9 protein-coding genes and 2 riboswitches are annotated in these 11,724 nt (G+C 35.5%); of the genes, 8 read left to right on the top strand and 1 reads right to left on the bottom strand.

Translation table 11 applies throughout. The annotated features are described in order from the left end of the window. Positions 1-136: 136 nt before the first annotated feature. From NSQ18_RS14680 to NSQ18_RS14650, 7 genes are all read left to right on the top strand, one after another. Positions 137-1,261 (top strand): IS4 family transposase, encoded by a 1,125-nt coding sequence (locus NSQ18_RS14680; RefSeq protein WP_339287653.1) that lies wholly within the window; start codon positions 137-139, stop codon positions 1,259-1,261. Positions 1,262-2,057: 796 nt separating this feature from the next. Then, the gene (locus tag NSQ18_RS14675; RefSeq protein ID WP_339288511.1) at positions 2,058-2,711 is read left to right on the top strand and encodes a reverse transcriptase-like protein; all 654 of its coding nucleotides are present in this window, start codon (positions 2,058-2,060) and stop codon (positions 2,709-2,711) included. A 139-nt stretch (positions 2,712-2,850) separates the two neighbouring features. Continuing rightward, positions 2,851-2,953: riboswitch (TPP riboswitch) on the top strand. Positions 2,954-3,017: 64 nt separating this feature from the next. After that, positions 3,018-3,119, top strand: a riboswitch (TPP riboswitch). Between the two features lie 79 nt (positions 3,120-3,198). Beyond that, on the top strand, positions 3,199-3,945 hold the full coding sequence (gene thiM / locus NSQ18_RS14670; RefSeq protein ID WP_016837841.1) for a hydroxyethylthiazole kinase: 747 nt from the start codon (positions 3,199-3,201) through the stop codon (positions 3,943-3,945). A gap of 2 nt (positions 3,946-3,947) precedes the next feature. Then, positions 3,948-4,763, top strand: coding sequence for a bifunctional hydroxymethylpyrimidine kinase/phosphomethylpyrimidine kinase (gene thiD / locus NSQ18_RS14665; RefSeq protein WP_339288509.1), 816 nt, complete (start codon positions 3,948-3,950; stop codon positions 4,761-4,763). Continuing rightward, the gene (gene thiE / locus NSQ18_RS14660) at positions 4,756-5,382 is read left to right on the top strand and encodes a thiamine phosphate synthase (protein ID WP_016837843.1); all 627 of its coding nucleotides are present in this window, start codon (positions 4,756-4,758) and stop codon (positions 5,380-5,382) included. The genes thiD and thiE overlap by 8 nt, the downstream gene beginning before the upstream one ends. A gap of 218 nt (positions 5,383-5,600) precedes the next feature. After that, a complete protein-coding gene (locus NSQ18_RS14655) occupies positions 5,601-6,761 on the top strand; it encodes a cation:proton antiporter (RefSeq protein ID WP_339288507.1) in 1,161 nt (386 codons plus the stop codon). 475 nt (positions 6,762-7,236) lie between these two features. Next, entirely contained in the window at positions 7,237-7,380 is a 144-nt protein-coding gene (locus NSQ18_RS14650; RefSeq protein WP_172597779.1) for a hypothetical protein, read from the top strand. A gap of 74 nt (positions 7,381-7,454) precedes the next feature. On the opposite strand, the gene NSQ18_RS14645 is transcribed toward NSQ18_RS14650, so the two are convergent. Beyond that, a complete protein-coding gene (locus tag NSQ18_RS14645; protein ID WP_016839661.1) occupies positions 7,455-9,446 on the bottom strand; it encodes a methyl-accepting chemotaxis protein in 1,992 nt (663 codons plus the stop codon). Between the two features lie 615 nt (positions 9,447-10,061). Here NSQ18_RS14645 and proS point away from each other — a divergent pair. Then, positions 10,062-11,498, top strand: a complete 1,437-nt coding sequence (gene proS / locus NSQ18_RS14640; protein WP_016839662.1) for a proline--tRNA ligase — start codon at positions 10,062-10,064, stop codon at positions 11,496-11,498. Positions 11,499-11,724: the final 226 nt, after the last annotated feature.

Below are 11,724 nucleotides of genomic sequence, written 5' to 3'. Positions count from 1 at the left end.
TCACTAGCGTCGCATTAAAATAATTTAAGACCTTCAAATAAACCGAATTTTCTGAAATATAATCTAAACACAAAAAAATCCTTTATAATGGTTGGGTGGTAGTAAACCATCCAAATCCAATACAAAGGACAAAACCATGGATAAGTTTACACGAAAAACATCATTTGAACAATGGTTTTCACCGATTAATCGTCCATTATTTGACGACCTAGTGAAAACACATCAATTAAATCACTATACCAAGAAGCTTTATATGGCTTCATTTATGAAACTGCTTTTGTATGCCCAACTCCATGAAACCGAGAGTTTACGGGCGTTGAGTGACGCTGTCTTTTTAGAAGAATTACAACGAGCAACGGGATTGGAATCGATTAGTTTTTCACAGTTAGGGAGACGAATCAATACCATCCCAACTGAGTTCTTTCAAACGATTTTTCTCGATTTAGTGGCACAAATTCATCGGAAAACCAATTTCCAAACAAGAAGAAAAGTGACAACGCCTTTGAAAATCATTGATTCGAGTACATTACCGCTTAATTTGACCAATCATAAGTGGGCAGAGTTTCGAAAAACAAAATCAGGAGTAAAGCTTCACTTACGACTTGTTTTTATGGAAAAAGGACTCTCCTATCCAGATAAAGCCGTACTCACGAATGCCAACGAACATGATCGTGGTCAACTAGAAGTATTCGTGGATGACAAAGAATGCATGTACGTGTTTGATCGTGGTTACTTGGATTATGGGCGCTTTGATCAAATGACGGAAGATGGCTATTTCTTTGTGACCCGTTTGCGTAAAAACGCTGTTGTCCGAGTGTTAGAATCCTTTTCGTTACCAGAAGATTCACCCGTATTCTCTGATGAAATGGTTGTCATTGGAACACCACAAAATCGTTCTGAAAACGTGTTTCGCTTACTCAAATTGCATGATACAAAAGGAAATGAGCTTCATTTACTGACAAATCGGTTTGACATTGACGCAGATGAAATTGCAGAAATCTACCAATCACGTTGGGCAATCGAACTTTTTTTCAAATGGATGAAACAACATCTGAACATTAAAAAGTTTTTTGGTCACAGTGAACAAGCTGTACATAATCAAGTGTACGTAGCCATGATAGTGTACTGTCTGAATGTTTTAGCTCAGCTGAACACGAATAGCGAACGCAGTTACTTACAAATTAGTCGCTATTTGAAGGCTTCTTTGTGGAAATCCGCTCACATTTGGTTACGAAAAATCGAAGGAAACGGCGTCCCATAAAGGTTTGCCAGTCGTTGTTGCACAAGTCATAGGTTATAGTAAAAAAATGGATGTTTACTACCCTCGCTTAGGTGTTTTCGTTTTTTCTCTAAAGTCCAGAAAAAATAAAACTGAAAATTCAGACATCATTTATGCGACGGTAGTGAAATATGTTGAATATTTTATGGTTTGATTTTTAGAATTTTAAATGGTTAAAGAAAAAGGGGCGGTATCGCTCCTTTTTGTGTTAATTAAGCTCATAAATCGTTTTATGATTACTGTTTTAAAAATGCCTCACGTTATTGAATATTTTTGATATTAAAGGAAAAAAATAACTAAAAAAGTGGTAATTTCCTTCATCCAGTTGCATAGTGAGGTGAATTGAATGATTATTAATATGTTAACTGTAATATTTGTCTTGATTTGTTGTATTGTAAGTTTTCTCCTTATGGTTTTCACAAAAAAAACTTTGTTGTTTCGATATATTCCAATAGTTATCATCACAGTTAGCTTCATCTTTATAACGATTAAATACTTCTTCTATTCATATTACTTGATAGTCACAAAATTATTTGATGGTGTAATCCTTGTTCTTTTCCTTACATTATGGTTCTTCATTATGATTGAACATGTCATTCTCGATTTCATTGAAGATTATTCAAACATCCGCTCATCTTTTCGTATCATGTATAATCGAATTAAGCGATTGAAGTTTCGTTATGTTCGATTACATTTCATAAAAAAAATTAAAAACCAAAGCCTACATTAGTGCACATATCGAATTGTTGAAGTAAACAGGAACAGGGAGGTTATATTCATGAAAATAACCATTGAATGGACGTATCATCATAAAGGATTGGAAACAACTTTTCGATCAGATGAAATGCCGCCAGTTCAAGCCCTATTGATTGCAGAAGAATTAAAGAAAACCGGAAAAGTAAAACATATGACCTTTATTGATCAATATGACAGTACATGGTCTGTTAAAGAAATAAAAAAATATTTAAAGGAAATCGAAACTGAGCCATCCAATGTGACAGTGTATTTTGATGGTGGTTATGATTTAGAAAGTCAAAAAGCCGGTTTAGGATTTGCCATATATTTTGAACAAAACGGAAAATCTTATCGAACTAGAAAAAATTTAATGCAACTTGGCTTAAAATCTAATAATGAAGCGGAATATGCGGCTTTATACGGAAGTATTCTAGAGTTAGAAATGATAGGCGTTCATCATCAAACTGTTCGATTCATTGGTGATTCACAGGTTGTTATTAATCAAATGAGTGGAGAATGGCCTATTTATGAAAAAGAATTAACAAATTGGGCGAATAAAATTGATGAAAAATTAAATCAACTAGGAATCAAATCTGAATTTAAATTAGTTTCGCGAAAAGGGAATGAAGAAGCCGATCGATTAGCAACTCAAGCATTGAATAATACCATAATTGAAGGAAAAATAGAGTTAGATTAATCGAGAAAAACTTGTGACATTCAATCTAGAATTTAAGTGATTTAGCTGTTTTATCTAGCAATCTTTTTAAATTCTATTAAATTATTTGAAAAAATAAAATGAAAATGTGTTATAATTTTCATAACAACAAAAAATTTATTAAATTTTGCAGGGGTGGCCTAAGTGCCTGAGAAGGTGATATCACCTAACCCTTAGAACCTGATGCAGCTAGTACTGCCGTAGGGAGCAAAATACCTTATCGTATGAATTTTATTATGATTATGTGTATTGTTGCTCTCCAAACTTGGAGAGTTTTTTTATTTCATATGATAATTGCAGGGGTGGCCAAGTGCCTGAGAAGGTGATATCACCTAACCCTTAGAACCTGATGCAGTTAGCACTGCCGTAGGGAGCAATGAAAGATTGTGTTCTATTTTCAAAGCTCTTTTGCGCCGTGCAAAGGAGCTTTTTTCTTTACATAAATTTTTACAATTATAGGAGGATATATATGAGCTTAATCAAAATAAGAAAAAAAAATCCATTAATTCATTGTATTACAAATACCGTTGTAACGAATTTTACTGCAAATGGTTTGCTTGCAATTGGAGCTTCACCAGTTATGTCAGATGAGCCATTGGATGTAGAAGACATGGTCGCTATTGCAAACGGATTATTAATTAATATTGGTACATTAAATAAAAATTCAGTAGAAGCAATGATATTAGCTGGCAAAAAAGCAAATGAACTAAACATTCCTGTCGTGCTTGATCCTGTCGGGGCGGGGGCTACAACATATCGTAAAGAAATTACAAAAAATTTATTAAAAGAGATTAAATTTGATTTAATCCGATGTAATGCTGGAGAATTAGCAGCAATTGCGGGAATTAATTGGCAAGCAAAAGGAGTTGATAGTGGAGAAGGAGAAATGGATATTACCCTTGTTGCTAAGGAAACTGCTCAAAAGTATGGTGCAATTGTCGCTGTATCTGGAAAAGAAGATTTCGTGACTGACGGTATAGAACACTATCCAGTTAGTGGTGGCCATGAGTTAATGACTCAAGTTACAGGAACAGGTTGTTTATTAAGTGCTATTTGTGCTGCAGCATTAACGTTGGATGGAGGAAAACTTGAAAATATTCGAAATGTATTAGCTGACTATAAAAAAGTCGCTGAAAATGCTTCGAAAGAAAAATACCTTGGTTCCTTCCAAGTTGAAATATTAAATGGATTACATCAAATTTCAAGAGGTGAATAACTGTGAATATTGTCTTGACAATTGCTGGTTCAGATAGCGGCGGGGGAGCTGGCATTCAAGCGGATTTAAAAACATTTCAGGAGCTAAATGTTTTTGGTACATCTGTCATTACCGCATTGACTGCTCAAAATACATTAGGCGTAGAAGGTATTTATCCTGCAACGTCTGAATTTGTGGAACAACAATTGAATACAGTTTTACAAGATTTTGAAGTGAAAGCATTAAAAACAGGTATGTTATTTTCTGCAGATATTATTAAAACGATTGCAAAAAATTTAATAGATAAAAATATTCAAATAGTCGTTGATCCAGTGATGATTGCAAAAGGTGGGCAAGCGTTATTGCAAGAAGAGGCCGTACAAGCGATGAAAAATGAATTATTGCCAATAGCAACCGTATTAACGCCTAATATTCCAGAAGCTGAGACAATCACAGGTATGAAAATTGAAACAGCAGATGACATTCAACAAGCAGCAGCAAAGATTTTGCAACTTGGTGTTAATTGTGTAGTAATGAAAGGCGGACATTTGGAAGGTCCATCTGCTGTTGATACGGTCTTTTTTCAAGACGGCTCTTTCTTTCAATTAAAATCAAAACGAATTGATACGAAACATACCCATGGAACAGGGTGTACTTTTTCTGCAGCTATTACAGCAAATTTAGGTAAGGGGCTTTCGTTAAAAGAGTCCGTTATCGAAGCGAAAAAATTTGTTCAAATTGCAATTGAAAATCCACTAAATATCGGACGTGGACATGGCCCAACAAATCACTTTGCTCACCGTTTTGGTGCTAATGTAGAGGTGGAAATTGTTGAATAGAACGGATTTAGCTGTTTACTTCATAATGGGTACGGAAAATTGTAATAATGAGTCCCCACTATCAGTGCTAGAAGATGCTTTAAAAGCAGGTATTACGATTTTTCAACTAAGGGAAAAAGGAAATGAACCGTTAATGGGAAAAGAATTAGAACAATTTGCAAGAGCATGTCGATCCCTTTGTAAGCAATATGGAGTTCCTTTTATTGTGAATGATGATGTGGATCTTGCATTAAAAATCGACGCAGATGGCATTCACGTTGGTCAAGATGATACACCGATAGAAGAAATTCGCGAAAAGTTTCAACACAAAATAATTGGTGTTTCCGTTCATAATAAAGAAGAAATGGTGAAAGCTGTCGAAGGAGGGGCAGATTATGTAGGGATTGGTCCAATTTTCGAGACGAAATCGAAGCCTGATGCCAAAAAGCCAGCTGGGGTTGATTTTTTAAAGGACGCAAGGAAAATGTATCCGAATTTCCCAATTGTCGGAATTGGAGGGATTACTCCATTCAATGCACATATGGTATTAGAAGCAGGAGCTGACGGAGTAGCAGTCATTTCCGCTATATGCAATAGCAATAATCGCAGTCAGACAGTCCAGCAATTTAAGGGAAAGTAACATCATAACAATAAGTAATTCTATCGTAACTTTTCTCAAAATAGAATAACAAAATTTAAAAATAAACTGAAAAAAAGGAATTTACATAATAATATAATTCGTTTATAATAGTAAACGTATTTGAATATGGAGCAAAACATGGTGGAGTCTGTCAACAAGGCTACCACCATGTCTTTTTTTTTGCATCCATCTATTATTACAACAAGGGGGTAACTATTGTGGATGTATTTGAATTTATTTTACAAATTGTACTCGTGTTGCTCGTTGCGAAAATAGCTGGTCAAATCAGCATTCGCCTAGGACAACCATCCGTATTAGGTAAAATTATTGCGGGGATCATTCTCGGGCCGGCTGTTCTTGGATGGATAGAACAAACGGAATTAATTCATGTGTTCAGTGAAATCGGAGTATTATTATTAATGTTCCTTGCTGGACTTGAAACAGACTTGGAAAGTTTAAATAAAAATGTGAAAGCGGCAACTCTTGTAGCAATTTTAGGAGTAGTAATGCCAATTTTAATGGGGTGGGGCGCTTCTCCACTATTTGGTATTCCTACATCTGAAGGTATTTTTTTAGGATTATTACTTGCTGCAACGAGCGTAAGTATTTCCGTTCAAACATTGCGGGAAATTGGATGGTTAAATAGTAGAGAAGGAGCTACATTACTTGGAGCAGCGGTTCTCGATGATGTAATTGTAGTAATTCTCATTGCTGTTGCAATTGGATTTTTTGTGGGCTCGGATACAAATATTGCTTGGGTCATTGCACAGCAAATTATCTTCTTTATTGTCATTTACTTTGTTGGAAAATATCTTGTGCCGAAGTTTATGCATCTCTTTGAAGGATTTAAAATTACTGAACCGATTGTTACTGCGGGGTTAATATTATTGTTTGCCTTCGCTTATTTTGCTGATTTCCTTGGGGTATCAGGCATTATCGGTACATATTTCATGGGGGTTGCTATTAGTAGAACAAAATATGCAAAAGAAGTTGAACACGGTGTTTCACCAATTGCATATGGCATCTTTGTACCGTTCTTCTTTATTAACATTGGTTTACCAATGAGCTTTGATGGAATTGGAGATCAAATTGTATTTATTATTGTATTTTCTATTATTGCCGTGCTTTCAAAATTTATCGGTTGCGGTCTTGGAGCAAAAGTTTGTGGCTTTGGTTGGAAATCCTCCGCAGGTATAGGAGCAGGTATGATTTCCCGAGGAGAAGTTGCATTAATCTTAGCTTCCATTGGACTAACTGGCGGCATATTATCTCAAGAGTTTTATGGCGCAATGATTGTAGTCATCATTATTACGACTTTAGTAACTCCACCATTATTAAAGCTAATCTTCGGTAAACGGGAAGAAGCTCATCAAGTATAATAAATAATGAAATTAAAAAGGAGCTAACTGGTTTAAGTTAGCTCCTTTTATTAGTGCGCCTGGCATGGGTGTAATCTATAGGGTGTAAGTCCCGAACTGTGAAGGCAGAAGTAACAGTTAGCTTAACGCAAGGGTGTCCGTGGTGACGCGGAATCTGAAGGAAGCGAGCGGCAAACTTCCGGTCTGAGGAACACGAACTTCATATAAGGCTAGGTATCATTGGATGAGTTTGCTAAACAAAACAAAGTCCTTTCTGCCAAAGGTGGTACAGAGTAAATGAAGCAGATAGATGGAAGGAAAGATTACATTCTTACCCGGGGAGGTCTGGCGGATATGTGAAGTACGCTTCATAACCTACTTAGTGATAAGTAGCTGAACCGTCAGAAGTCAGCAGAGGTCATAGTATTAGTTGGTTTAGAACTACTAAGAAGGACCGAACAATTAAGAGAGAATAGCCCTTGGCATTCAGTGAGTCATGATGAACACAGAAAACGTAGTACCTCACTTGAGGAAGGAAGCGGTGAATCCCGTGGGAGACCTCTTGGAGGGTGGAGTGACCACTGGCATAAAGAGAACAGCTATTCACGGAAGTTATAAAGACTTGCGTCAATCATCTTAATTGAACCGCCGTATACGGAACCGTACGTACGGTGGTGTGAGAGGACGGGAGTTAATCGCTCCCTCCTACTCGATTTATATTTTAAATCTGCTTACAGTTTGAGATAATTCTTTGCTTAATTCGTTTAGTTCTTCTGAAGCTTCAGCAACAGAATGTATTGCTCTTAATTGCTCATCGCTAGCAGCACTTACTTCCTCACAAGCTGCTGCAGTTGATTGTGCTGTCATGGACATTTCCTCAATTGTTTCCACAACTCGATCTTTATATTTTATGATACTATCGATTTCTTCCGTAACAGTTTTAAAAGTATGTTCCATATTTAAAATTAACGATGATAGATTTTGGAATAGTATACTTGTATTTTCAACAACTGTTCCTTGTTCTTTGAATGTATCTTGCATTTCATTCATTTGTTTAACGACGGAAATTGCTTCTTGCTGCAATTCATGTATTGTTGATTTGACATGTTCCGTTGCTTTAGCCGATTGTTCGGCAAGTTTACGTACTTCTTCTGCTACAACAGCAAATCCTTTACCATGTTCGCCTGCACGAGCTGCTTCAATACTTGCGTTTAAAGCGAGTAAATTCGTTTGTTGCGAAATTTCAGAAATTGTATCCATCACAGATTCAATCGCATGAATTTTTTCTTCCAGTGAAGACACAGAGATAGACATATTGTGTAATTCTGATTTCGAATTTTCAAAGGAATTTAATAAATTGTCCATTTTCTCTTGTCCTTCAATATTCAATTCATTCGCTTCATTTGTAATTCCTTTGAGCGCTTTCGATTGCTCAGTCATTTGATTAATTTTGTCTCCTAATTTCCCAGATGATACAGTTACTTGATCTGCGTTTTCACTTGATTGTGTGGCGCCTATAGCTATTTCTCGCACAGCATTTGTTACTTCTACACTGGAAGCATTCGTTTCTTCAGCAAGGGCGCTTAAGTGATGAGAACGATCTTCCACTTGTCTTGAAGATGACTGAACTACTCCAATGATTTTTTTCATTTCTTCAAGCATGTTATTGAAATGATTTGCTAATTCACCAATTTCATCATGTCTCTTCGTATCGATATGTACAGTTAAATCGCCTTGTGCAACTTTTTCCATAGATGTACATAAGGAATAAATTGGTTTGATAATTTTTGAAATGGTGAAATACAGTACGAAAAAGATTGCGATTAAGATGATGAATGTAAATAAAATAATCATATTTTGAATGCTATTTGCTGTACTATGTAATTGTTTTGCATTGTAAACAGCACCAACTGTCCATCCTAAAGTCGGAATTTTTTCATAAACAATCACATTTTCTTGATTATCAATTGTCGTTCTTAAAATATTTTTTTGATTTTCGTCATTTAAAATCTTTTCAACAAATTCTAAATTACTTAAATTCTCCCCCGTTAGTGTCGGGTGAACAATAGCAACTCCCGAAGAATCGAAAATAATTGGATATCCTTCAAAGCCTAAATCGATTTTCGAAATTTCTTCAGTCAAACTTGATAGTAAAATATCTACTCCTAATACACCTAGAACTTTATTTCCTTCCATTACTGCTTTTGAACCTGCAATCGCGTATTCCCCGGTTGAAGCATCTACATACGGAGGGGACCATAACACTTCATTTGGGTTTGCGATTGCTTCAGTATACCATGAACGGGTATTTACATCTAAATCAAAAATTTCATCGAAATGCGGTTCAGTGATAATTTTGTTTGCATCTGTAAAGTAAATGGACGATGCAGAGTTGTAAATGGTTAAATATTTTTTTAATTGTTCGCGAAAAGCTTGATCAGCTTCATCATTAAACGTTGTTGAGTGATAATAATAATCTAATACACCTTGGTCTGAAGTCATTTTTAAAATACTTTTTTCATAACCATCAATAAAAGTTGAAATGGAATTCGTTAATTCTTTAACTAGTACTTCACTTTGATCGATGACCGCATTTTCGGTTTTAGATGATATTAAGATGGAACTTACTGTTGATAGGGAACCTAGACCAATTACAATGACGAGAAGTACTATCCCAATAATTTTCCATCGAATGGAAACTTTCATTTTTCAACCTCCAATTTACATATTATGACAATCTTCGAACTAAAGATTGTCGAATCTAGTAGTATTTACCGATTATATGAAACCATAAATTAATAAAAAATAATATACTACTTTATTCATATATTTTTTAATAAATTTTGGATATATTGAAATTTCCCATCATATAATTGATAAAACTATCTTTTTATTGCAAACATTTCAAAATTTTTACATAGAATTGAAAGGGTTGAATTTTGCGAATTTTTAGGAGAATATTATCAGAATTGTCCAAGAATTTTTAACTATATTAAATGATGAAAAAAAGTTTTCAAATGTATAACTTTTTAACATTACCTCAGCAAAATTTTTATATAGTAATTGTATTTATTGCTTTAATTTGGTACATTATATTAGAAATAAATATTCGTTTTTCAAATAAAATCAGTTAATATAGCATTCGCTGAGAGCTATATCACCACATAATGCCTTTAAAAGGAGAAGACGAATTTTTCATTGATTTCATTGGATATCTGAAACGACATCAGTGTATGTTGTATGATGGTGAGAACTACTATTCAGCGTAAAGGCGTCCTTAATCGGGCATCTTTACGCTATTTTGTTGTAAGGAGGATGACTATGTCGCAACAAACGAACGATTTTACAAAATGGTATATCGACACAATTCAAAAAGCAGATTTAATGGATTATACGCCGGTTCGTGGGTGTATCGCATTTAAACCGGATGGCTATGAACTTTGGGAGCATATCCAGTCTGAAATGGATAAACGTTTTAAAGAAACGGGTCATCGTAATGCATATTTTCCAATGTTAATACCTGAATCTTTCTTCCAAAAAGAAAAAGATCATATTGAAGGTTTCTCTCCAGAACTACCATGGGTGACAGAAGCTGCCGGTGAAAAGCTAGAAGAACGTTTAGCACTTAGACCAACTTCAGAAACGATGATTGGTCATTTATATTCCAATTGGATTAAATCCTATCGTGATTTGCCAGTACTAATTAACCAATGGGCTAACGTTTTCCGTTGGGAAAAGAAGACTCTTCCATTTATTCGTACTTCTGAGTTTTTATGGCAGGAAGGTCATACAGCTCATGAAGATGAAGAAGATGCTCGCAAAGAAACAATGCAGATGCTCAATATTTATAAAGATGTTGTAGAAAATGTATTGGCCATCCCTGTGTATGATGGACAAAAAACACCGTCTGAACGTTTTGCAGGTGCAGTTGATACGTACTCCATCGAAGCAATGATGAAAGATGGTAAAGCCGTACAAGCAGGTACTAGTCACTATTTGGGAACAAAATTTGCTGAAGCGTTCAACATTAAATACTTAAACCGAGAAAATAAACACGTACACGTCCATACAACATCATGGGGAACATCTACTCGTTTAATCGGTTCTGTTATCATGGTTCATGGTGATGAAAAAGGATTAGTTTTACCGCCAAAAATTGCACCAACACAAGTAATTTTAATTCCTGTTGGACCATGGAAGAAAAATCCTGCAATCATTGAAAAATTAGATGAAATCTTTAAGGCTCTAAAAGATAAAGGGATTCGAGTACGATTAGATGATACTGATCAATCACCAGGATTTAAATTCAATGAGTGGGAGTTAAAAGGAGTACCTGTTCGGATCGAGCTAGGACCACGTGATTTAGAAAACAACCAAGCAATCTTAAAAGCTAGAGATGAAGACGAAAAAATCACAATTTCTCTTGATTCTGTTGTAGAAGCAGTAGAGAAAGAATTACAAACAATGCAAAAACGTCTATACGATAAAGCAAAAGCTTTCCGAGATGCAAATTCTCATTTGCATATTGATACGTTAGATCAATTAAAAGAACATATTGAAAATAGCGAGAAAAACGGAACAATTCCAGGATGGGTACTTGCAGGTTGGTGCGGAGATGATGCATGTGAAGCTAAAGTAAAAGAAGAAACAAAATTTACTTCACGCAATATTCCATTCAACCCACCTACAACGAAACACACTTGCATTCATTGTGGAAAAGAAGCAAAACATACAGTATGGTTCGGAAGAGCATATTAATTGCTTACGTAAGTAAAACGAGGCTGTTGAAAATTTACAGCCTCGTTTTTTAGTGCGCCTGGCATGGGTGTAATCTATAGGGTGTAAGTCCCGAACTGTGAAGGCAGAAGTAACAGTTAGCTTAACGCAAGGGTGTCCGTGGTGACGCGGAATCTGAAGGAAGCGAGCGGCAAACTTCCGGTCTGAGGAACACGAACTTCATATAAGGCTAGGTATCATTGGATGA

The organism is Ureibacillus sp. FSL K6-0786, from assembly GCF_037965165.1.
Taxonomy (GTDB): domain Bacteria; phylum Bacillota; class Bacilli; order Bacillales_A; family Planococcaceae; genus Ureibacillus; species Ureibacillus thermosphaericus.
The sequence above is the reverse complement of the archived record's forward strand: the minus strand, read 5'-3'. Positions and strand labels throughout refer to the sequence as shown.